The organism is Leisingera sp. NJS201 (assembly GCF_004535885.1).
In the GTDB taxonomy this organism is placed as follows: domain Bacteria; phylum Pseudomonadota; class Alphaproteobacteria; order Rhodobacterales; family Rhodobacteraceae; genus Leisingera.
Genome location: NZ_CP038234.1, coordinates 3,785,052 through 3,805,792, shown reverse-complemented (window position 1 = coordinate 3,805,792; position 20,741 = coordinate 3,785,052). Strand labels below are relative to the sequence as shown.

Genomic DNA, 20,741 nt, shown 5'->3' with positions numbered 1-20,741 from the left:
TGGCCTCCTTACCGTTGGCGCCAGGTGTTGCCTGCCAGCTTGCGCTTGGCGATGGATGACAACTGCAGCATGAGAATGTAGATCAGCAGGTATCCGAAGGCCGCGGTCAGGAAGGCTTCGACGGGCATCACCCGGTCGGACAGAACCATCAGCCCGGCGCCCAGCAGTTCGAATACAGCTATGAAGCTGAGGATGGAGCTGTCCTTGATCAGGACCGCCGTCTGGCCCAGCAGCGCTGGCACAATGTTTGCAAAAGCCTGCGGGTAGATGATGTGCAGCATAGCCTGGCGCTCGGTCATGCCGACTGCTTTGGCGCCTTCAAATTGCCCCCGGTCCACGGACTCAATGCCGCCGCGGATGATTTCGCTCATGTAGGCTGCCGTATGTACGGTCAGTGCGAAGATACCGCAGGCTAGCGCGGGGACAGGAATGTTTAGCACGGGAATTTGAGACAGCCCGTAATAGACAAGGTAGAGCTGAACCAGCAGCGGTGTACTGCGGATGGCTTCGACGTAGATTGCCACCGGAGCTGACAACCACCGCTTGCGGGAGCGCCGGGCAACTGTAATCAGGGTTCCCAGAACCAAGGCCAATACTAGGCACAGGCAGGAAATCCAAAGCGTTGCCCAAAGACCCCAAGCGAACTCGGGAAGGTATTTGGACACGACCCGGTAGTTATAGATTTCGATAAGGCTCATCATCGCCTCCCTTGGATCATGCCGTTTCGAGGGGGCCGCTTCTGCCCCCTCGATGAAGGTCGAAGAGGATTACTTGTGATCGGCTTCCCAGGCGTCGGTCAGGACCCAGTATTCCAGCATCCGTTCGATTGTGCGGTCGGCGTGTTTGATCCGGAACCAGTTGTTCAGCCAGGACTGCAGGTGCGTGTCCTGAGGCCGAACCGGGAAACTCAGCGGCGACTTCACGATCACCCCGTCAACGACACGCACACCTTCGAATTCGCGGGTGAACTGGACCGCGATTTCACGGGCCGTTACACCCGCGTCCACACGGCCGACAGAGAGTGCCTGGGCGACGGCCGGGCTGCCGCCGGAAAGCTCAACAACTGTTGCATTGGGCAGGTTGTCCCGCACGAATTTGACGTGTGAGCTGGCCTGCGGAACGCCAATCTTGACGCCTTCCTGGTTCAAGTCCTGCCAAGTGGCAGCGGTGCTGTTGCCATTGGTGTAAGCCACGACTTCGCTGTAGTAGAACGGTTCAGTGAAGTTGAGCTGCAGCGCCCGCTGCGGCGTGGGTGTCATATCGGCGGCAATAAAGTCGACCTTTTTCGCCAGAAGCGACGGGATCAGCCCTTTCCATTCGTAGTCGTGAAATTCGATTTCGACACCCATATCCTGGGCAATCAGCTTCACCACTTCGACGGCGAACCCAGTGCGTTCACCATGCTTGTCAACAAAACTGAACGGCGGGCCCTGTGTCTGAACAGCAATGTTCAGCGCGCCGCGGTTCACAATGTCGGAGACTGTATCCGCCTCGGCTTCTGAAAACGATGCAGTGTGAGCAGCCACAAAAGTAGCGGCCCCTGCAAGCAGAGTTTTAAAGAAGTTCATCACATTTCCTCCCTAAGATTGCGTGATGGTTAGAGAACTTTGTCGAGAAACTGGCTTGCCCGGTCGGTTTCCGGATTTTCGAAGAATTCGGCAGGTTTGCCGGTCTCCACCAATTCGCCGCCGTCCATGAACAGGACCCGGTCGCAGACTTCGCGGGCAAAGTTCATTTCATGGGTCACCAGGCACATGGTCATGCCGTCAGCTGCCAGACCTTTCATGAGGTCAAGCACTTCACCCACCATTTCGGGATCCAGTGCCGAAGTGGCCTCGTCGAACAGCATCAATTTCGGTTGCATCGCTAAGGCGCGGGCAATTGCAATGCGCTGCTGCTGGCCGCCAGAAAGCTGTGAAGGGTAATTGTTGGCCAGATGATCCAGCCCAAGCTGGCGCAAAAGATCCATTGCAGTCTCTTCGGCTTCTTTCTTGGAGCGTTTGCGGACCAGGGTCTGAGGCAGAGTAATGTTTTCGAGCGATGTCTTGTGCTGGAACAGGTTGAAATGCTGAAACACCATGCCGACGTCCGCGCGCAGCGCATTCATGTCCGTGGAGCGGTCGGCCAAATCGACGCCATCGATGTAGATATGGCCGGACGTCAACGGGTCCAGCCCGTTCAAAGCCCGCAAGAAGGTGCTTTTCCCGGATCCGCTGGGGCCGATGATGGCGACCACTTCCCCCCTGCTCACGTGGGTTGATACAGACTTCAGCGCGTTGATGGCCCGGCCGTCCGCCGTGTGAAACACCTTGGAAAGCTCTTCGACGCGAACCAGCGCCTCGGCAGGTGTCAAAGCATCATGCATCATTGAACACTTCCTCTTTCTTGGGGGTTCCGAGCAGTCTTGAGAGGCTTTGAAGCAGCACCTCGCCCGCAGCCGGGTTGACATCGATGTGGGTAACTACGCGGATGCGCCGTTCGCCAAACGCGCCCGTCAGGATGCCTTCTGCTTTCAGCTGTTCGACCACTTCGGCCGCATTTGGCGCGTCGCTTGTCAGGTCGAAAATCACGATGTTTGTTTCAACCGGCAGCACTTGGCTGACCATCGGAAGCTTGGCGATTTCCTGCCCGAGGTGTGCCGCAAGGTCATTATCCTCGGCAAGACGGTCCACATGATGGTCCAGGGCGTACAGGCACATGGAGGCGACGATGCCCGACTGCCGCATCGCGCCGCCAAGCCGCTGTTTCAACCTCCAGGCCTGAACGATAAAATCCTGCGTGCCCGCCAGAACAGCGCCCACGGGCGCACCGAGCCCTTTGGTGAAGTCAATCCAGACCGTGTCGTAGTGTTGTGCATAGCGCGCGGCGGGGATACCGGTCTTGGCAACCGCGTTCATGAGACGCGCACCATCCATGTGCGTGGCAAGACCTGCGTCTTTCGCGGCCTTTGCCACGTTGTCCAGCTGTTCAAGCGGCCAGATGGCGCCACCGCCCATATTGGCGGTCTGCTCTACGCACAGCAGCGTGCTTTCCGGCATGTAGCGCGAATTGGGGCGGATGCAGGCGCGGACCTGATCTGCGGTGAAGATCCCGTTGCTACCTTCAATCGCCCGTATCATCACTCCGCTGATGGCTGCAGGGCCTCCGGTTTCGAAATTGATGATGTGGCAGCTTTGCTCGCAGATCACTTCGTCGCCGGGGTTCGTATGCACCTTGATGGCAATCTCGTTGCACATGGTGCCAGACGGCAGAAAAACTGCCGCTTCCTTGCCCAGAAGCTTGGCGACACGGGCGCACAGTTCCGAAGTGGTCGGGTCCTCATCTTTCTGCTCGTCGCCGACAGCACACTCAAGCACGGCCTTACGCATTTCTGCCGTCGGCTTGGTCTTGGTGTCCGCGTAGAAATCATACATCGTCATGTGCTCTTCCCTGACTTGGATAGAGAGCAGCCAGCACCGCCGTTCCGCATCCCTGAATCTTTTCCCGTTTTTTGGTTCGAGAGCAGTGTGGCCCGGCCTTTAGCCTAAAGAACAATACAAGTTCGCGACTTCAGCATTCACTTTTGATATGCTAACAAGGATAGTTCCGGAGCGCGGTTCTAAAGGCGGAAAAGCAGATGCAGCTGAATTCAAGACTTCTGGAGTGCTTTCACGCGACGATGTCAGTGGGCACCGTGACCGGCGCAGCCGAGATCCTGAACACCTCGCAGCCTGCCGTCAGCAGGTCTCTCCGGCAGCTGGAAGACGCCGTGAAAATGACGCTCTTCAATCGGTCGGGGAACCGCGTTGTGCCGACGCAGGAAGCACTTCTGCTTTACGAGGAGGTCGACACATCCTTTCGCAGCATTCGGCGTATCAGCCGGGCTGCCGAGGAAATCCGCAACCTACAGCAAGGCAGAATCCACATTGCTTGTGCCCCGGCCTACTCGCAGGGGTTTCTGGTATCAGCCGTGAAGGCGTTCAATTCCAGCAGACCGGATGTCCAAACGGTGGTAACGACCCGGCAAACCCCGACAATTTCGGAACTGGTGGCGTCCCGGCAATGCGACATCGGGCTTGCCGCCTATGCGATTGAACCAGAGGGAACGGTGCATCAGCCGTTCACGGATGCTCCGGAAATCTGCATGCTGCCTGAAGATCATCCGCTGTGCAGAAAAGCGGAAATTTCCCCGCAGGATCTGGACCAGCAGAGATTTGTCGCATTAGGGCAGAACGATGCCTATACACAGCGTTTGAACGGTGTGCTTGAGGCTTTGGGAGTTGTCCCTGCGACAACGATTGAAGTGCATAACTCCATAATGGCAGCAGAAGCGGTTGCGCAGGGGGTTGGTGTTGCAATTATCAACCCGTTTTCGGCCCTCAGTTTCAATCACAGGCCTGTCGTCTTCCGGAGGTTCGCAATAACTTTGCCTTTCAAGAGCACTTTGCTGCGGTCAAAGTTCCAACCAGCGAGCGCACTTGTTGAGGCCTTCGAAGCGGGCCTATTTGAAACGCGAGACAACTATCTTCGAGAGATCAACCAGCTAGTCAAAACTGGATAGGCGCGGATTGACAGTATGCGCTGCCGAATATTCTCTGAGCGCCTCAATACCTGACAACGTAAGCCGAAGTCGTCCTCAACGTCCAGCTTCTTGAGGCGTGCAAATGTTGACCTGCATTTTGAAACACGCCAGACGTCCTCCTATTCTGTGCCGCTGTCAGCGTCTGCAATTGGATAGCTGCTTCACGGCGAGTTGAACCGCCCCGGGTTTGCCGGAGGCTGATTTCAGTTTGTTATGCGGCAATGTCCTCAGTTTCCAGAGCGGCGTAGAAATTGGCCTCTGCTTCTGCCGGCGGAATGTTCCCGATTGGTTCAAGCAGACGGCGGCTGTTGAACCAGTCCACCCATTCGAGTGTTGCGTATTCCACTGCCTCCAAGTTGCGCCAAGGGCCGCGGCGGTGAATGACCTCGGCTTTGAACAAGCCGTTGATCGTCTCGGCCAGGGCATTGTCGTACGCTGTGCTGTCTGCCGTGACCTAGCTGGTGCCAAAATCGCCAAGCCGGGAGACACAGCGGTCGCAGGGCCGAAAGGTTACTTCGAGTCGCTTGCCCCCATTAGCACTCCCAAAAGGCTGCACGATGTCCGAAAGACCGTAAAGCTGGGATGCGCCGTGAAACAGCCAGGTCATGACGAGGCCCGCATAATTGCCGACACTACTTCGGCCAGCGGCGGCTTAGCGCGTTTTTTGCCCGTTTATGTCTAGCGCAGCATTCGTTACATTGGGCTCTTCACCCTATTTCGCCGCTTCCGGCCCGGAGGTTGGCTCATTAACCACGAACGACCGCCCTGCGAAAGAGACCAATGGGGTTCAAGGGTTTAGCCCTTTTCGCTGATGGCCGGTTCCGTCCTGTCCCTATCGCGGTGCTTGCTGCGTTGGCATAGCGATCATACCACCGGTAGAATGTCGTGCGGGCGATGCCTAACAAATCGAGGGTCTGCTTGGTGGGCAGATGCGAGCCTTCAACGGTGCGGATGATCTCCAGCTTCTCTGAAGCGGCGTATCTCATTCCTCGAACTCCCCATCCCCGATCATGCTTTTTTTGAGCAGGCGGTTTTCCAGGGTCAGGTCCGCGGCACACTCCTTCGAAGCCAGGGCCTCAGACCGCAGATCCTTCACTTCAGGCGATGTCGCCTGCCGGGGCCGTTTAGCCGGACAGACGGCGTTTCCCTGCTTCGAGGAACTCCTTGGACCAGCTGTAATACAGGCTCCCGGAAATGCCTTCGCGCCGACACAGTGCCGAAATGCTTTCCTCACCTCGAAGGCCGGCCAAAGCAATGCGGATCTTCTCCTCCGCCGAATAGGCCTGACGGATCTTGCGGCGGATGCTCTTGACCAGCTGGCCAGCCGCGGCTTTGCTGGTTCCGGATTTCTTGTTCATCTTCACTCCTTGACGGTTACGATGAACCAGAAATCCTCCGTTGTTCAAATCCTCAAATCTGTCCCACAGGTGCTGACGTCAGACACCTTTGTGGATCGATGCAGACCCACCTTGGCACAGTGATGCCGTCGGGGGCGGTCACATCATCAGAGCCTCATGGAGAGCAATGCCGGAAGCCTGCATGGGGGATCCTTTTTGCGGGCCTCCCCCACTCTTGGGGAGGGGGAGACCGGTTGATGGAAGGCATGTCCCGGATTAAAGGGGGCAAACCTTGATACCGGACTGAAAGGCGGTCCCCAACAGAATCTTGTCCTTATATGGGGCTGCAACGCTGACTGAGGACTGCAGAGAGCCGTCATTCTCCAGCATCAGCTTGCTGTCCCCGGTGGCCGGATCAACGCGGTAGACCTGGAAGGGTGACAGTGCGCTGGCATCTTTGATGTGGCCGTCAAAGGCCATCAGGTTCAAGTGGCTGGCCACCCAGAGGCTGCCGTCTTCGGCAACACTGATATTGTCAGGTGCTTCGCCAACAGAGATTTCGCGCACCAAGGTCAGAGTGTTTGTGGCCGGGTCACGTTTGAACTCCTTCAGGACGCTTTCACGCATGGCGGTTGCGTAAACGGTTTTTCCTTCGTCGATTGTAGCCACGCCATTAGCAAAGGCCATGGGCGCGGAAAGGGAGACCTCACCCTGATCGTAAACAGAAACATCGGCGATTTTCTGGGCTAGCATCATTTCGACGAGGTTGGCAAAATTACCGAACTTGCCGCGGTCGTTGCTGAAATAGACGGTGTTCAAATCAATGGCTGCCAGATCGTTGGGGAGCGGATGCCGCTGTTCTGATAATGCTCTACAAGATCCAGCGTATTTTCGCGCACCTCAAACACAAATATATCATGCCCGGCAGCGGGATCGGTTGCGCTGCGGTGGTTTAGTGCAAAGAGATACTGCGTTCCACCGATTGTTTTCAGGTCAACTCCATGGGGGAGAAACGGAACAGCTGCATCCAGACCGGTTACGTTCATTTCGGTCAGAGAGTTGCTGCCATTCAAGTCCAGCCGGTGGATTGCGCCGGTGGCGATATCCCCGGCCATACCTGCACGCCTGTCTAGTGAGGAAATGAACGCAACCCCAGCGTCATAGTCGATTGCTAGGTCTTCTGGGCCTGCCATATCGCCGACACTGGTGCAGGCGGCGTCATATTGTGTTGTGATGCTGTTGAATGCACCCATCGAGGACATGAGTGCTGCACCGCCTACCCCTGAAAGGGCGATAACCGCAGTTCCGATTAAAAGCCAGCGTCGCATATTTTTACCCTTTGAGTTGATTGTCATGTACAGGCAGTGCGTAGCGAGTAGCTGCCAAGATGATGGATTTGATCACGGGAACATGCTCGGGCTTGGCTGGTGCATAGAGCATGAGAAAGGTGTCTGTGGGGAAGATACGCTTGAAACGCGCCATCGAATGCAGTTCACCCCAGCCTTTGTCTATGACCTGTTTGGCGTCGCTGGGACTTAGTATTGTGTGCATAGAGCCGTCCGATGGGTGGAAGTGCCCTATTTCCCCTTCCTTTCCGGTTGCTGGATTGCCGCCATCAACATCCTGCAGCCAGATCGCCTGATTGTGCTTTTCGTAACGGCTGAGCTTGTACTGGAGGCGGGCCGCATTCTTCGCGACGATATCGTCGAAGGCTGCGGAGAGATCACTCATTGTTGCGGTGTCTGGAAACTGGTCGATCTGGCGGTGTGGTACTGCGTGCGGCGCAACAGTCGGTCGCGGCATATCCCGGCCCGGCAGGCAATCCAGATAAGCGACATCAGCCTCACTGCCCAGCCTGGAAGAAAAGACGGATTGGTCCAGAGGGTCTCCGGCCAACGGCCGCATTGCGGTCACTGTAAGCCAGCCGCGCAGATTAGAAGGGAGGCCTCCTTCACCTAGTGCGATCCAGGCGCGGTAATCCGCTATACAGACAAGGATTAGGGCGATCGTACCCAAGATCAGAGCGGCAGCGCCAAAGATCCAGGTCACAATTGCTGCTTCATCATTTAGCCAGCCTAGAAAGCCGTGGCAGGTTTGAAGAATGCCCAAGGCGGCCAGGATCAAACCGGCCAGCCATAGTGTAATGTTCACCCGCATTTCATACCTCCCCTGGAAACGTCTTGATCACGTCCTTAGGGATATCTCATGCCGATCAGCTCACCATGTGCCAGAAGTTCAGATGTCTGGTCCAACTGGCTCAATACTTGCTAAGTGACTTGCGGTATACGCCAGGGGATATGCCGAAGTTGCGGCGAAACGCTTTGGACAGGTTGCTGGAGTTTTCGTAGCCCGCCCGATATGCGATTTCGTCCAAGGACAGGGTCGTAGAACGCAATAAGTCGCGGACAACGCCAAAACGCTGCGCGTTCTTGACGGCTAGAAAAGTCTCTCCCTTTTCACCCAGCCGTCGCTTCAACGTCGCAGGCGAGACCCCAAGAAGCTCTGATGCGGTCTCAATTGTGCTGCCTTTGAAGCCGGTCTTGTGGATTGCCCAGCCAACACGGCCGACTATATCCATTGTTTCCGGCGGGAGGGACAGTTCTTGCCTCAATTTGGAGACTGCGGCGGAGTTGAATTGTTTCCCGCCTGACCTTACCCGCAGTCGCATCATGGCCAACGGAAGGCTGAAGTAACTTTCTTTGTGGTTAAAGACTGTTCTGGTTCCGGGCGGCAGATATGCGGTCCATCCATCTTGGCTCGGCGCAGGCCAGACCAAAAAAATAGTGTCACTCAACTCGGTTCTGGATATGCCGGTCAAGGTGCGGCTGATCCATGCCATGTTGACCAGGCTGGCAATAGTGTGGAACTGGACAACACGATCTGGAGTATTGCGATTACCCGATTTGATCAGAATATCGAAGGTTTCCGTATCACGCCGGGTTTGCAGGACCTGGCTGCCACCGGTGCGCGTGGAAAAGAACTCTGGCAGGTATTCATAGGCCTTGGACAATCGGGTAGCGCTGCGCAGTGTAAGACCGAACATGCCATGAGGTTGGAGGCTCAACAGTCGACCGAATTTCCAGGGCAGCAGCGGATCTCCAGTAGCGGCGCAAAGATTGCCTGCCAGAGTACTGTAGCTGTCGCTGCGGATATACCGGGGTTGCGACAGCAGATCAGGAATCGTAAGCCCGGTTCCCGTCAGCAGAGTGCTGGCGGGAACCCCTTGGTCCGAGGCAAACGTTATCAGGAGCTCGGCGTATTCGAAGGGCAGCGAAAAATCCCCAATGCCCACACCAGTATTCTGTGCCATCGGCCGAGACACTAGCCAGATAGGCTTTTTCAGACAAGAGCGATGAGTACCGGAAGCGGGCAAGGGAATTTCATGATTTTCAGGTGATTGTAAAGGAGTGGCTGCCCAGCCATTCGGCGTCAGCTTCAATCACATCTCCTGGCTTCAGATAGTCAGAGTTTGCCTTCCCGGCAGAGACCATAGCGCCGATCAAAAAGCGGGCGGGTAGGGCTCGGGCGATCTGGCGCTTGAGGCGGTTGACCTTGAAGGTCACCCCTGCCGGAGTTCCGGTTACCAGCAGGTCTCCGGCGTTGAGCCGGCGCCCGGGGGCAAAACGTGCAGCATGTGTCAGCAGTTCTCTGGGTGTGTAAATGAGGCTGCTGACCGGTTCCTTCTGCCGTGTCTTACCGTTAACCTTCAGGTGCAGCGTCACATCCGGGAATTTGTCGCGAGCGTCCTCGTTGGGCACCCAAAGCGTATCGGCTGTGGGAAAGAACCCGTCGAAGCTTTTGCATTCAGTCCAGCAGGGCAGTCGGCTGTCGCAAAGCTGGCCAAACAGCTGCACCGTTCTGGTGGTAAGGTCATTTGCCAGAAAATAGCCAATTCTGGGCAGTGGCGCACCTGCTTCAAGATCTTGAAGCTTGCAGTCCTCGAGAATCTGAACACCCAGTTCGATTTCATAGTCGAGCATCGGGCCGATCTTGTCGCGCAGAGGCTCAACCTGATCCCGGATTGCTGGTTCAATCTTGAAAGTTGCCTGTAGCATTTCGTCAATACTGGGTGTCTTGACGGTTTCCTGGTTCACTACAGGAGTTCCGTGCTTCAGGAAGATGACTGGTTTTTCCGGAATGGTCTCGGCGGTTTCGCGTATGTGGTCGGCATAGGCGAGACCGAAGGCGTAGGAAAAAGCGGCTTCACTGTGGAAATTGGACAGTTGGCCATGGCTGATGTCGCAAACTGGGGCCTTCTTCATCGGATGGTCTCTTTCACTGATAGCGATGTTTCATGGATATGCCGGTGAATTTGGCTCCTGACGGAAGGCTTGTGTAGGCGCGAAACGATCAGCGTTATGGTGATTTTGGCGCAGGTGCCGGTAAATGCAGTCAGGTGGCAGAAGTGCAGTGAGACTGCAGGAGCATTGGCGGCAATCGCACAGCTGCCTGCAATAGCGGGGAATTGACACGGCGGGGTAGCCGCCCGACAAGGGCGGTCGACAGTGTTTATTCTGAGGCGGTTTTATGAAGTTCGACAGGGCATCAGCACCACGCAGCCAGATACTAAAGGCAACAAAGAGTCTGCTGCAAAAGGGCGGAGTCTCGGCGGTGTCTATGCGCTCTGTCGCTGGTGTCATCGGTGTATCGCAGATGATGCCCTACAAGCATTTTCCGAGCAAAGATCATATCCTGATGGAGTTACGCCTCGAGGCGTTTGAGGGCCTGACAAAACAGATGCGCAAGGCACAGGGCACCACAGAGGATCCATACGATGCGTTGGTACAGGTAAGCCGGGCATACGTGCTGTTTGGCCTGGCGCATCCAAACGAATACCGCCTGATGTTCGACCCCTGGGAGTTTGACGCTTATGAGCGGATTCTTAGTGACTTTGGTGAATCCGCCAATCGGGAATCGCTGAGCTGGCAAGTGAATCTGGACGTGGTTTCCGCGTTTTGTGCTGCGGAAAATCTGCCGGTTTCACCGAATGCAGCGGCGCATTGGTTATGGTCGTCCCTGCATGGGGCGCTGCAGCTTCACCTGTCGCGGAAGTTAGTTTTTAATATTGATATACAAGAACTTGCGGACATTATCTGCCGGTCTGCTCCGGCGTCGATAAGGGCTATGCAGTTGGATTGACGCTACGTCGCAGGAGAACTGGCTAGGTTATTTTTGCCCTTCAGGTTTACAGTGTAATCCCAATATGAAGGAGGAGCCGATGGATATCGGGGCAATCATCACCAGCATCGCGCTTGCCGGGTTAGTGTCGGTCATGTTTTCCATGGGAACGTCGCTGTCGGCGGCCGACTTTCTACGCGTTTTGCGGCAGCCCAAAGCGCTTTTTCTGGGGATCACCGGACAGATCCTGCTTCTGCCGCTGGCGGCTGCAGGTATAGCTATTGCCATGGACCTGTCCCCGGCGGCTTCAGTGGGGTTAATGGTCATTGCGGCTTGCCCGGGAGGGGCGCCATCGAATGCTGTTTGCGCTGTTGCCCGTGGGGATGTCGCGCTTTCGGTGTCACTGACAGCGGTCGCCAGTGTTCTGGCCTTTCTGACCGTGCCTTTCATAATCGGACTGGGAATTGAGTTCTTCTTGGGCGAAAGCACGACGCTGCACCTGCCGTTCTGGGAAACGGCGTTTCGTATATTTCTGACGACGTTCTTGCCGGTTGTGAGCGGGATCGTGGTGGGAGCTGTGGCCCCTGAGTTTGCAGTCAAAGTCCGCCGGCCGATGTTTATCGGTGGCTTCGTGACCATTCTGATCACGTCCCTGTTGTTTGTGGCTGGCCGTATGCATCTGATTTCAGCGTTTGATGCGTTTGGCGCGGTGGTGGTGCTGAATGTGCTGATGATGGGGCTTGCCTTCGTACTTGGGCGGATGGCCCGCCTGAAGGAAGATGAAACCCGTGCGGTGACCGTCGAAGTCGGGATGCAGAATATCTCCATGTCGATCGTGGTCATCATGGGAATCTTGAACGCACCTGAGCTTTTGGGACCAACCTTCTTCTACCTGCCTTGGGCCTATGTCACGGGCTTAGGCTTTGCTTTCCTGGTCCGCAAGCTCCGTGCTCCGGCGCTGGCCTGAGCAGCCTCGGGAACAAACCTCGCCACTGAATCGTAACATCTTCGTTTGCGCTGAAGCGTTCGAAGACTGCCGAAGAGAAGCAAGATGAAATATCCAATGACATTTGAGCCGATTGAACTGGGGCACGTCACCCTGCCCAACCGGGTCATCATGGGGTCCATGCACACAGGCCTGGAAGAAATTGACCAGACGGGTGAGCGCATAGCAGCCTTTTATGCGGCGCGCGCGCGCGGCGGCTGCGCGCTGATCGTGACTGGGGGCGTTGCTCCGAACGAAGAAGGCAGCACCGGTATTCCCAGCAAGCCAGACAGCTACGGGCGGCTTGACTCACCAAAATCCCTGGCGATCCATCAGCGTGTCACACAGGCTGTGCATGACGAAGGCGGCCGCATTCTGTTGCAGATCCTGCACACTGGCCGGTATTCCTATGCGCCCGGATCTGTTGCGCCATCAGCAATTCAGGCTCCGATTTCAGCGCATGTGCCTCGCGAGCTGACAGGTGCGGATATTACACGGACGATCCATGACTTCGCCAAATGCGCCCGGCGGGCCCAGAAAGGTGGGTACGACGGTGTCGAGATCATGGGTTCAGAAGGTTACCTGATCAACCAGTTCATTGCGCAGCGCACCAATCACCGCACCGATGAATGGGGCGGCGCCTATGAGAACCGTATCCGTTTTCCTGTTGAAATTGTACGCCAGACCCGCGAGATGGTCGGCCCGGACTTCATCATCATGTTCCGCCTATCAATGATTGACCTGGTTGAGGGCGGTTCCGACTGGGAAGAAGTGGTGCAACTGGCCAAAGCGCTGGAAGAAGCCGGTGCCACTGTCCTGAACACCGGAATTGGCTGGCACGAGGCCAGAGTGCCCACTATTGCACAGGCCACGCCCCGGCAGGCCTGGTCCTGGGTGACCCGGCGGATGATGGGTGAGGTTTCGATCCCGCTGATCACCTCGAACCGGTTCAATGCACCGGATCAGGTGGAAGAGGCCCTACGTGATGGCCATGCGGATATGGTGTCGATGGCGCGCCCGTTTCTGGCGGATGCGGATTTCATGAACAAGGCCCTCGATGGGGATGAGGCGGCCATCAATACCTGCATCGCCTGCAACCAGGCCTGTTTGGACCATATCTTCAGCATGAAGACCTGTTCCTGTCTGGTGAACCCGCGGGCCTGTAACGAAACTCGTTTTGCCACGACCCCTTCGGACAAGCCGCAGCGGATTGCCGTTGTGGGAGCAGGCCCTGCGGGCATGAGCTTTGCAAGCGAAGCGGCGGAGCGGGGTCATCAGGTTGTTCTGTTTGATGCCGAAAAGAAGATTGGCGGGCAGCTGAACATTGCGCGCAATGTTCCGGGGAAAACCGAATTCGATGAAACCGTGCGTTACTTCGGCAACCGGCTTGAACGCGCTGGTGTGGAGATCCGGCTTGGCGCTCGGGTTGGATTGCCTGATCTGGAAGCCGGATTTGATCAGGTGGTTCTGGCCACGGGGATCGAGCCGCGCGACTTGGACATTCCTGGCGCAGATCAGCCCAAAGTGTGCAGCTATATCGACATTCTGACCGGGCGTGTGGTCGCGGGAAGACGCGTGGCAGTCATCGGCGCGGGCGGCATCGGTTTTGACACGTCAGAGTTTCTTCTGGCCGCGCCGGGGCATGACCATGCCCATGTTCCCTCTTTCATGCGGAAATGGGGTGTGAACCCTGGCTGGGGTCAGGGGGAAGGCGGCTTGCGCGGCGGGCTCGCGGAGGCGCCGGCACCGGATGCTCCGTTCCGGGATATCACTTTGCTGCAGCGCAAAACAACGCCCCTGGGTGCTGGGCTGGGCAAAACCACCGGCTGGATTCACCGCGCTGAGATGAAGCTGGGCAAGGTGCGGATGCTGGGCGGGGTTCAGTATCAAAAGGTTGATGACGCGGGGCTGCATGTGACCGTGAATGGCCAAAGTGAAGTTCTGGACGTCGACACGGTTGTGGTGTGTGCAGGCCAGCTTCCCAAGCGGGATCTGCTGGAGGGGCTGCAGGCTCGCGGGATCCCGGCGCACCTGATCGGCGGCGCCGATGTGGCTTCCGAACTCGATGCAAAGCGCGCCATTCAGCAAGGGCTGACACTGGCTGAGAGCCTGAGCAAACCCCAGGCCCAGGCATGCGCCTGAATGCAAAGTCCGACATGAGGAACGAACACATGACTGATTATGATGCGATTGTCATTGGTGCAGGCAACAGCGGCCTGACCGCCGCTGCGGGCATGCAGCGCAAGGGGCTGCGGACGCTTCTGCTTGAACGGCATAATATCCCTGGTGGATGCGGGACGTCTTTCGTGCGGGGAGAATTCGAGTTCGAGGTCGCGCTCCACCAGCTGAGCGGGATGGGATCTGATGATAACCCTTTTGTTCTGCGCCAGACATTTGAGGAACTTGGCGTGATGGATAAGGTTGATTTTGTCGAGGAAGGCGAAATCTACCGGTTCTGCGTTCCGGGCAAGGTGGATGTCACGCTGCCTGCAAGCATTCCTGGGATTGTTGCGGTGTTGAGCCGCGAGTTTCCGGAGGAAGCCGGGAAAATCCGCGATTTCATGAAGGTCTGCGGACAGCTGACACATGAATATTATGTGCTGTTCCCGCGGGCCAAGGCATTAAAAGACCAGGAAGAATTGGAGCGGCGCTGTCCCAATGTCGTCAAATACGGAGTGCGCACAGCGCGTGATGTGCTGGATGAGTTTTTTGCGGATGAGCGTCTTAAGGCAGCGCTGGGTGCATATTGGCCGTATCTAGGGCTGCCCCTGGATGAGCTGCCTTTTGTCGAACTGGGGCCAATGTTCTTTCTCTATGCCGAATACCGCCCCTACCACATGCGGGGCGGGTCGCAGGCGATGTCCAACGCGCTGCTGGACAGTTTTATGGAAGCCGGCGGTGAAGTGCGGTTCAATACTGCGGCGCAAACCATCCATACCAAAGGTGGCCGGGTCTGTGGGGTGACCACAGAACATGGCGATCGCTTCAGCTGTAACCATGTGGTTTCAAATTCAAGTTCGATCCATACGTTCAACGAGTTGCTGGATTGGGATGAGGCTCCAGAACAGGTGCAGCAGATATTCCGCCACAGCCGGGTCGGGGTCTCGGGGTTCATTGTCTATATGGGGCTTGATGTTTCGCCGGAGGAATTGGGCGTGACCGCCGCGTCCAACTTTATTTGCTCTGATCTGGACGATCGTGTGGTTTTTGAAACAGCCAACGCGCTGACAGATCCAGCCGGTTGCCTGTTCACCTGCTACAACTATGACGACCCGTCCTTTGCGCCGGACGGAAAGTCGATGATCGGGCTGATGTGTGCCCAATACGCCGCCCCATGGGAGGCGATGGACCCGGAAGTCTATTTTGATGCGAAATATGACTTTGCAGAGCGCCTGATCGCGCTGGCGGAACAGGTCTATCCGGGGTTGAAAGACCATATCGAAGAGGTCGAGGTCGCCACTCCATTGACGGTTATGCGCTACCTCAACACGCCTGGCGGCGCGATTTACGGCTTTGATCAGAACGCGTTGGAAACCCCGGTGTTCCGCAAACGTCTTAGAGGGCCAGAAGGCCTTTATCTTGCAGGGGCCTGGAGCGGTCCGGGCGGATTCCAGCCAACCTATATGGCTGGGCTGTCTGCGGCGAACACTGTCGTGCGCAACAATACTCAACTTCTGGCTGCGGAGTGAAACCATGAGCACAAAATCCACACTGAATGTGATTGCCGCCTATGACAAGGTCTGCGCGGAGAAGGCTGAACTGGCCCAAAAAGGCAGCAACTTTGCCGCAGACCGGAATGCGGTCGCGCGGCAGATCCGCAAATTGCACCCCAAGCGGCTGACCCTGACAGTTGGTGAAATCATCCGCGAAACCCCGACGGCGTGCAGCCTGCGCTTGCTGAGCGATGATGGCTCACCGCTGCCTCCGTTTCAGGCAGGGCAGTACATCAATTTGTTTCTGACTGTCGACGGAGTTGAGACGGCCCGCCCGTTTGCCATTTCGTCCGCGCCGCAAAGCCGGGACTATTATGATGTGACGGTTCGCAGTGTGCCCGGAGGTTTTGTCAGCCCCTACATGGTCGGCGAGATGTTCGAAGGCCAGATCTTGCAAAGCTCCGGCCCGATGGGTTCCTTCTACTACAATCCGTTGTTCCACGGGGGGATCTGGTTTTCCTGGCCGGCGGGTCCGGTGTTGCGCCGGCAATGAGCATGATCAGGGATATCATAAACAAGAAGCGCCCGCTGAACTTCCACCTGATCTATGGTTCGCGCAGCACGGATGACATCATTTTCCGGCAACAGCTGAAGACACTGGCAAAACAGCATGACTTCCTGACCGTTGATGAGGTTATCTCTGAACCAGACGCGGATTATACAGGCCACACCGGATATCTCAGCGCGGAAATGATCCAGCGTCTGACCGGCGATGTTGACGGCAAGATGTTTTATCTTTGCGGCCCGAACGCCATGTATGACTTCTGTAAGCCGGAATTGGAAAAACTGGGAGTGCCCGGCCGCCGCGTTCGGATTGAAGCAAACGGGCCGCCGCCAGCGCCGCAGAAACTGACCGGCTGGCCGCAGGGCCTTGAGACCAGTAAAGAAGTCACTGTTACCGTGCGCGGCCGGGGACAGTTCAAGATGCCCGTCGGCGAGCCGCTGCTGAACGCGATGGAGCGCAACGGCTACCAGGCAGAAAATGCCTGCCGTTCTGGTGAATGCAGCCTGTGCCGGGTCAAGGTCTTGTCGGGCGATGTATTCAACCCGCCGCAATCCCACCTGCGCAGTTCTGACCGCACGTTTGGCTGGACGCACGCCTGCGTTGCCTTTGCGCTCAGCGATATTGAAATCCTGATTTAGGAAAAACGATAAGGGAGGAACGAACATGCCAACCACGGAAACACTCGCAGAAAGCACTCGGCGCATCGATGGGAACAGTCGTTGGTGGGACCGCTCATACACAGCTGCACAGGCCGCATATGATCCGAACGCGCGGCGCTATGCACATGTTTCAGACATTCTCTTTGACACGGTAAAGGCGTTTCCTGATCGTGTAGGCTTTTCTCTTGTGCTGCCTGGCGGGCAGTGCCTGGACAAGACATATGCGGAAATCGGTCAAGCTGCAGAGGCGGTGGCCGCCTACCTGCGCGAAGATCTGGGCTTGCAGCCGGGGGATGTAGTTGCGGTACAGTTGCCGAATTCGCTTCACTATCCGGTTGTTTTGTTTGGTGCGCTGCGTGCCGGTCTGACGGTGACCAATCTCAACCCGCTCTATACCCCGCGCGAGATCGCCCATCAGCTTCGGGATTCCGGCGCCAAAGTCTTGTTCGGGTTCAATCTGTTTGCGGACCGGCTGGCCAAGGCGCTTGAAGATGTGCCAGTTGACCGGGTGATTGTTGCGGCTGTCTGGGACTTTTTTCCGCAGGAAGTGTCGTCGCAGCTGGAACACTACCTGCGCAATGTGGCCAAACAGGTACCTGACGTGCCGTTCGACCATGAGAATTTTGCAGACGCTCTGGAAAAGGGCGGCCGCCATCGCGGCAAAGACTGCTTGGCAGAGGGCAAGGACTGCTCTGCGCCGGCTTTCATACAGTATACTGGCGGCACAACCGGAGCCAGCAAAGGCGCTGAGCTGACACATGACAATGTCGCACACGTCCTTGAAATGCTTGAATGCAGCGTCCGGGACGCGCTGGACCCAGACAGGCAGAACTCAATTCTTACGGTCATCCCATACTACCATATCTTCGCGTTGATCGTGAACATGATGCTGTTCACCTCCCAAGGCGGGCGCAATATCCTGATCCCGAACCCAAATCCGGTTTCCAATCTCAAACCCGCATTTGAGAACTACCGAATAGACTGGCTGACCGGTGTTGACACGCTGTTCAATGGGCTGATGGCACAGGACTGGTTCCAGGAGATGAAGCCTGAAATCGAACTTACGATCGGCGGTGGCACAGCGTTGAAGGAGGATACGGCGTCGCGCTGGCGGGCGGCGGTTGGTCCGATCGCCGAAGGGTACGGAATGACGGAGTCTACCTGTATCATTGCGATCAGCCCGTTTGACGGCCGCGGCAAGCCAGGCACGGTCGGCTTCATTGTGCCCGGTCTAGATGCCAAGATAACCGATGATCAGGGCAATCCAATGGGTATCGGTGAACCCGGCGAATTGCATGTAAGGGGACCAAATATTGCAACCGGGTACCGCAATCAGCCGGAAGCAAGCGGCGGGACGTTCCAGGACGGCTGGATGGCGACAGGGGATGTCGTAACAATGGACGCTGATGGCTACGTTACAATTGTCGACCGTAAGAAGGACATGATTCTGGTCAGCGGTTTCAACGTTTACCCGAATGAGTTGGAGGCGGTTATCCAGGCGCTGCCGCAGGTCGATGAAGTGGCTGTTGTCGGCAAACCGCACAGCGAGCGGGGTGAAAGCCCTCATGCATTCATCAAACGTAACAATGATGGCCTGACTGAGAAGATGGTGGTTGACCATTGCCGTGCAAATCTGACGGGGTACAAGATTCCGACACATGTTACATTCCTGTCCGAACTGCCCAAAAGCCCGGTGGGAAAGATCTTGCGGAAAGACTTGTAGCCAGAACTCTCACGGTGCAGCTTTAGCGGTTCCTGACGCAAGACGGCCCGTGCCTTGCGAGCCGTCATTGCACGGCAGCGTTCATGCGGCACCGCCCCGGGTATTACATGGCTGCCAAATTGATCGCTGTCGCGACCATATTTTCGTGTGCATGGTTTCTCGGCATCTGTCGCAGCAATGAGCTTTCAGATGTTTGCTCTGAACAAGATCGTGGAAGGCTGTAGAAGCTGAAGTACCATAGAGGCCTGGCCTAAAACAGGAGACGTTGGGTTTGACGCCTGAAGCGCTTTTTTCGCATTCCAGCAGCCTTGCAACAGCCGGTTGGGTCATTCTGGTTCTTGGTCCGCGCAGTATCGGCTGGCTGAACCTGTTCCCGCGGCTGCTCATTCCTGCAATCCTTGCAGCGGTTTACACGGCGGTCGCCTTAAGCCGCTTTTCCGAAACCGGGGGGGATTTGGCAGCCTCGCTGACTTTGCTGTGTTCATGACGAACGAGTGGGGCTTGCTGGCGGGCTGGGTGCATTACCTGGCATTTGACCTGATTGTGGGCTGCTTTGCAGCTGCACGGCTGGATGTCGCCGGTGTCACCCGAATTGTTCAGGTGCCTGTTTTGATATTGGTTTTCATGCTGGGGCCGATTGGCTATTTGCTGACCATCCTGATTGTCTATGGCCTCAGCGGATCTGCATGGCTGGAAAAACAAGCCACCGCGGAAAGGACGATCTTGTGACAGGCTCTAAAGAAGCTGACTGTCGGGAAAACTATCAGAATTGCACCCGGTTCCGAGTGTTGACCGTCTTTTCCTTGGCGCTGATGGTGATTTGCGGGCTGTGGAGCTTCGCTGATCACCGGTTGGTGGATGGCACACCGGTTTGGGGGAAGCCTATGAAGTTCGCGTTCAGCTTCGCGATCTTTTTCGCCACGATAGAAGTCTTCGAGAGGTTCATGTCAGCTCGACTGCGCCGTGGGAAGCCGTTACAGATCGCGTTTGGCGTGATGTCGGTCTGCTTTCTGGCGGAAATGGCCTATATCTTCTATCAGGCCGCGAGGGCGGAGCCTTCGCACTTTAACTTGAGCTCCCTGTTTCATACCGTGATGTATTCGGGCCTGATGTTCGCAAGCGCGATATGTATTCTGATTGTCAATCTGTACATTGCCTGGCTTATCAAACACGACCATGAGGCCCACATATCTCCGGTTCTGCGGGAGGCGGTTTGGCTGGGCGGCCTTTTGACCTTCTTGCTTACAATGATTGTGGCGATTTATCTCAGCGCTCAGGATGGGCATTTTGTCGGAGCGCATCCAGAGGGAGCGCCAACCTTGCCTGTTCTAGGCTGGTCCCGCGTCGCCGGTGATTTGCGGCCCGCGCATTTTCTCTCGCTTCACGCTATGCAACTGCTGCCACTTATTGCGTTTGCATTGAACCGCAGGGGCAGCCTTGGACGGCGCAGCCTGTTTTGCTGGAGTGCGCTATACGCAGTCTTCACAATGGCGGTTTTCTGTCAGGCACTCATGGGCTATCCGCTTATACCCGTTGCATAGGGTGCCGGACAGGATCGGGGTGAGGCTGCTCGTTGTCGGACGCAGGGGGGAAGCGATACTACGGTGATTGCGGCAGGTACGGGCAGGGACGCCGGTGGCTCTGGCGCATAGGCTCCAGCTTGCAATCATATTTTGTGCCGCAGTTCGCTGTATTTCCGTCGGCTGACTGGAACGTTATCTCCGTTGGACATCTCGCAGGCATAGGCGCTGCCAACACGTTTGATTACCTTAGCGTGCTTGAGATTCAGCCAGTGTGACCGGTGGCATTGAAGGCCGGTGAACTCCTCGAGCGCCGCCACACTTTCGGCAAATGGCTGTTTTATCAGCACTTTCCCGTCGGCAGTGACAACATTTACATAATGCCCCTGGGCCTCAATCCGGATCAGATCATTGCCTAGGTTGTGGGGCACGTTAGGCAGCGCGCTTCTCAGCATAGGTTCGGTGGCGGGGAAGGCTGCCAATAGCTTGCGGTGCTCACGGACGGCGGCTGCGAGTTTGCTGGCGGCAATAGTGAAAAAAGCGCTGCAGACCACAGCGGACAGGCCAACTGAAGTAAACTCATCGAAGAGGTTTTGCATGATACCGCCTGGGGGGCGCTG

Annotated in this window: 20 protein-coding genes and 2 pseudogenes; 10 read left to right on the top strand and 12 right to left on the bottom strand. The window is 56.6% G+C overall.

Annotation, left to right across the window (positions count from 1 at the left end; all coding sequences use genetic code 11):
* Nucleotides 1-8 precede the first annotated feature (8 nt).
* The 4 genes from ETW23_RS18810 to ETW23_RS18795 form a co-directional block, all read right to left on the bottom strand.
* On the bottom strand, nucleotides 9-698 hold the full coding sequence (locus tag ETW23_RS18810; RefSeq protein WP_205877321.1) for an amino acid ABC transporter permease: 690 nt from the start codon (nucleotides 696-698) through the stop codon (nucleotides 9-11).
* 69 nt (nucleotides 699-767) lie between these two features.
* The gene (locus ETW23_RS18805) at nucleotides 768-1,568 is read right to left on the bottom strand and encodes an ABC transporter substrate-binding protein (protein WP_129369406.1); all 801 of its coding nucleotides are present in this window, start codon (nucleotides 1,566-1,568) and stop codon (nucleotides 768-770) included.
* Between the two features lie 29 nt (nucleotides 1,569-1,597).
* Complete coding sequence (locus ETW23_RS18800) at nucleotides 1,598-2,368, bottom strand: amino acid ABC transporter ATP-binding protein (protein ID WP_275423092.1); 771 nt, start codon at nucleotides 2,366-2,368, stop codon at nucleotides 1,598-1,600.
* The gene (locus ETW23_RS18795) at nucleotides 2,358-3,419 is read right to left on the bottom strand and encodes a low specificity L-threonine aldolase (protein ID WP_247676922.1); all 1,062 of its coding nucleotides are present in this window, start codon (nucleotides 3,417-3,419) and stop codon (nucleotides 2,358-2,360) included. The genes ETW23_RS18800 and ETW23_RS18795 overlap by 11 nt, the downstream gene beginning before the upstream one ends.
* A 197-nt stretch (nucleotides 3,420-3,616) precedes the next feature.
* Between ETW23_RS18795 and ETW23_RS18790 the strand changes: the two genes are divergently transcribed.
* A complete protein-coding gene (locus tag ETW23_RS18790) occupies nucleotides 3,617-4,540 on the top strand; it encodes a LysR substrate-binding domain-containing protein (RefSeq protein WP_134830905.1) in 924 nt (307 codons plus the stop codon).
* A gap of 232 nt (nucleotides 4,541-4,772) precedes the next feature.
* On the opposite strand, the pseudogene ETW23_RS18785 reads toward ETW23_RS18790, so the two are convergent.
* From ETW23_RS18785 to ETW23_RS18755, 7 genes and pseudogenes are all read right to left on the bottom strand, one after another.
* Nucleotides 4,773-4,997, bottom strand: a pseudogene (locus tag ETW23_RS18785) (integrase core domain-containing protein); the annotation flags it as partial.
* A 421-nt stretch (nucleotides 4,998-5,418) separates the two neighbouring features.
* Nucleotides 5,419-5,919, bottom strand: a pseudogene (locus ETW23_RS18780) (transposase); the annotation flags it as partial.
* Nucleotides 5,920-6,174: 255 nt separating this feature from the next.
* The gene (locus ETW23_RS18775; protein WP_167738153.1) at nucleotides 6,175-6,717 is read right to left on the bottom strand and encodes a lactonase family protein; all 543 of its coding nucleotides are present in this window, start codon (nucleotides 6,715-6,717) and stop codon (nucleotides 6,175-6,177) included.
* Complete coding sequence (locus ETW23_RS18770; protein ID WP_134830903.1) at nucleotides 6,714-7,226, bottom strand: hypothetical protein; 513 nt, start codon at nucleotides 7,224-7,226, stop codon at nucleotides 6,714-6,716. Before ETW23_RS18770 ends, ETW23_RS18775 begins: the two co-directional genes overlap by 4 nt.
* 4 nt (nucleotides 7,227-7,230) lie before the next feature.
* The gene (locus ETW23_RS18765; protein WP_134830902.1) at nucleotides 7,231-8,055 is read right to left on the bottom strand and encodes a luciferase family protein; all 825 of its coding nucleotides are present in this window, start codon (nucleotides 8,053-8,055) and stop codon (nucleotides 7,231-7,233) included.
* A 100-nt stretch (nucleotides 8,056-8,155) separates the two neighbouring features.
* Nucleotides 8,156-9,337 carry an AraC family transcriptional regulator gene (locus ETW23_RS18760; RefSeq protein WP_134830901.1) on the bottom strand — a complete coding sequence of 394 codons (1,182 nt, stop codon included), beginning with the start codon at nucleotides 9,335-9,337 and terminating at the stop codon, nucleotides 8,156-8,158.
* Nucleotides 9,288-10,160: a fumarylacetoacetate hydrolase family protein gene (locus ETW23_RS18755; RefSeq protein ID WP_134830900.1), complete on the bottom strand. Its 873-nt coding sequence runs from the start codon at nucleotides 10,158-10,160 to the stop codon at nucleotides 9,288-9,290. The genes ETW23_RS18760 and ETW23_RS18755 overlap by 50 nt, the downstream gene beginning before the upstream one ends.
* Before the next feature lie 265 nt (nucleotides 10,161-10,425).
* On the opposite strand from ETW23_RS18755, the gene ETW23_RS18750 reads away from it, so the two are divergent.
* From ETW23_RS18750 to ETW23_RS18715, 9 genes are all read left to right on the top strand, one after another.
* Nucleotides 10,426-11,037 carry a TetR/AcrR family transcriptional regulator gene (locus ETW23_RS18750; RefSeq protein WP_134830899.1) on the top strand — a complete coding sequence of 204 codons (612 nt, stop codon included), beginning with the start codon at nucleotides 10,426-10,428 and terminating at the stop codon, nucleotides 11,035-11,037.
* A 79-nt stretch (nucleotides 11,038-11,116) separates the two neighbouring features.
* Entirely contained in the window at nucleotides 11,117-11,983 is an 867-nt protein-coding gene (locus tag ETW23_RS18745; protein ID WP_134830898.1) for a bile acid:sodium symporter family protein, read from the top strand.
* A gap of 84 nt (nucleotides 11,984-12,067) precedes the next feature.
* Complete coding sequence (locus ETW23_RS18740) at nucleotides 12,068-14,143, top strand: NADPH-dependent 2,4-dienoyl-CoA reductase (protein WP_134830897.1); 2,076 nt, start codon at nucleotides 12,068-12,070, stop codon at nucleotides 14,141-14,143.
* Between the two features lie 29 nt (nucleotides 14,144-14,172).
* A complete protein-coding gene (locus tag ETW23_RS18735; RefSeq protein ID WP_134830896.1) occupies nucleotides 14,173-15,690 on the top strand; it encodes an NAD(P)/FAD-dependent oxidoreductase in 1,518 nt (505 codons plus the stop codon).
* Between the two features lie 4 nt (nucleotides 15,691-15,694).
* Nucleotides 15,695-16,207 (top strand): FAD-binding oxidoreductase, encoded by a 513-nt coding sequence (locus ETW23_RS26245; protein WP_254695080.1) that lies wholly within the window; start codon nucleotides 15,695-15,697, stop codon nucleotides 16,205-16,207.
* Entirely contained in the window at nucleotides 16,204-16,857 is a 654-nt protein-coding gene (locus ETW23_RS26240; protein ID WP_254695079.1) for a flavin reductase family protein, read from the top strand. The genes ETW23_RS26245 and ETW23_RS26240 overlap by 4 nt, the downstream gene beginning before the upstream one ends.
* A gap of 25 nt (nucleotides 16,858-16,882) precedes the next feature.
* The gene (locus tag ETW23_RS18725; RefSeq protein ID WP_134830895.1) at nucleotides 16,883-18,601 is read left to right on the top strand and encodes an AMP-binding protein; all 1,719 of its coding nucleotides are present in this window, start codon (nucleotides 16,883-16,885) and stop codon (nucleotides 18,599-18,601) included.
* Nucleotides 18,602-19,084: 483 nt separating this feature from the next.
* On the top strand, nucleotides 19,085-19,330 hold the full coding sequence (locus ETW23_RS26235) for an abscisic acid-deficient protein Aba4 family protein (protein ID WP_134830894.1): 246 nt from the start codon (nucleotides 19,085-19,087) through the stop codon (nucleotides 19,328-19,330).
* Nucleotides 19,288-20,142 carry a hypothetical protein gene (locus tag ETW23_RS18715; protein WP_134830893.1) on the top strand — a complete coding sequence of 285 codons (855 nt, stop codon included), beginning with the start codon at nucleotides 19,288-19,290 and terminating at the stop codon, nucleotides 20,140-20,142. The genes ETW23_RS26235 and ETW23_RS18715 overlap by 43 nt, the downstream gene beginning before the upstream one ends.
* A gap of 125 nt (nucleotides 20,143-20,267) precedes the next feature.
* On the opposite strand, the gene ETW23_RS18710 is transcribed toward ETW23_RS18715, so the two are convergent.
* Nucleotides 20,268-20,720 (bottom strand): LytTR family DNA-binding domain-containing protein, encoded by a 453-nt coding sequence (locus ETW23_RS18710; protein WP_167738151.1) that lies wholly within the window; start codon nucleotides 20,718-20,720, stop codon nucleotides 20,268-20,270.
* Nucleotides 20,721-20,741: the final 21 nt, after the last annotated feature.

Bases quoted from the DNA above. Each gene is read 5' to 3' on its own strand.
- ETW23_RS18805 (WP_129369406.1), bottom strand. From the start codon at position 1,568: ATGAACTTCTTTAAAACTCTGCTTGCAGGGGCCGCTACTTTTGTGGCT.
- ETW23_RS18750 (WP_134830899.1), top strand. From the start codon at position 10,426: ATGAAGTTCGACAGGGCATCAGCACCACGCAGCCAGATACTAAAGGCA.
- ETW23_RS18715 (WP_134830893.1), top strand. From the start codon at position 19,288: ATGGCTGGAAAAACAAGCCACCGCGGAAAGGACGATCTTGTGACAGGC.
- ETW23_RS18755 (WP_134830900.1), bottom strand. From the start codon at position 10,160: ATGAAGAAGGCCCCAGTTTGCGACATCAGCCATGGCCAACTGTCCAAT.
- ETW23_RS26240 (WP_254695079.1), top strand. From the start codon at position 16,204: ATGAGCATGATCAGGGATATCATAAACAAGAAGCGCCCGCTGAACTTC.
- ETW23_RS18725 (WP_134830895.1), top strand. From the start codon at position 16,883: ATGCCAACCACGGAAACACTCGCAGAAAGCACTCGGCGCATCGATGGG.
- ETW23_RS18795 (WP_247676922.1), bottom strand. From the start codon at position 3,419: ATGACGATGTATGATTTCTACGCGGACACCAAGACCAAGCCGACGGCA.
- ETW23_RS18745 (WP_134830898.1), top strand. From the start codon at position 11,117: ATGGATATCGGGGCAATCATCACCAGCATCGCGCTTGCCGGGTTAGTG.
- ETW23_RS18790 (WP_134830905.1), top strand. From the start codon at position 3,617: ATGCAGCTGAATTCAAGACTTCTGGAGTGCTTTCACGCGACGATGTCA.
- ETW23_RS18765 (WP_134830902.1), bottom strand. From the start codon at position 8,055: ATGCGGGTGAACATTACACTATGGCTGGCCGGTTTGATCCTGGCCGCC.
- ETW23_RS18810 (WP_205877321.1), bottom strand. From the start codon at position 698: ATGAGCCTTATCGAAATCTATAACTACCGGGTCGTGTCCAAATACCTT.
- ETW23_RS18740 (WP_134830897.1), top strand. From the start codon at position 12,068: ATGAAATATCCAATGACATTTGAGCCGATTGAACTGGGGCACGTCACC.
- ETW23_RS18710 (WP_167738151.1), bottom strand. From the start codon at position 20,720: ATGCAAAACCTCTTCGATGAGTTTACTTCAGTTGGCCTGTCCGCTGTG.
- ETW23_RS18800 (WP_275423092.1), bottom strand. From the start codon at position 2,368: ATGATGCATGATGCTTTGACACCTGCCGAGGCGCTGGTTCGCGTCGAA.
- ETW23_RS18735 (WP_134830896.1), top strand. From the start codon at position 14,173: ATGACTGATTATGATGCGATTGTCATTGGTGCAGGCAACAGCGGCCTG.
- ETW23_RS26235 (WP_134830894.1), top strand. From the start codon at position 19,085: ATGACGAACGAGTGGGGCTTGCTGGCGGGCTGGGTGCATTACCTGGCA.
- ETW23_RS18770 (WP_134830903.1), bottom strand. From the start codon at position 7,226: ATGCGACGCTGGCTTTTAATCGGAACTGCGGTTATCGCCCTTTCAGGG.
- ETW23_RS26245 (WP_254695080.1), top strand. From the start codon at position 15,695: ATGAGCACAAAATCCACACTGAATGTGATTGCCGCCTATGACAAGGTC.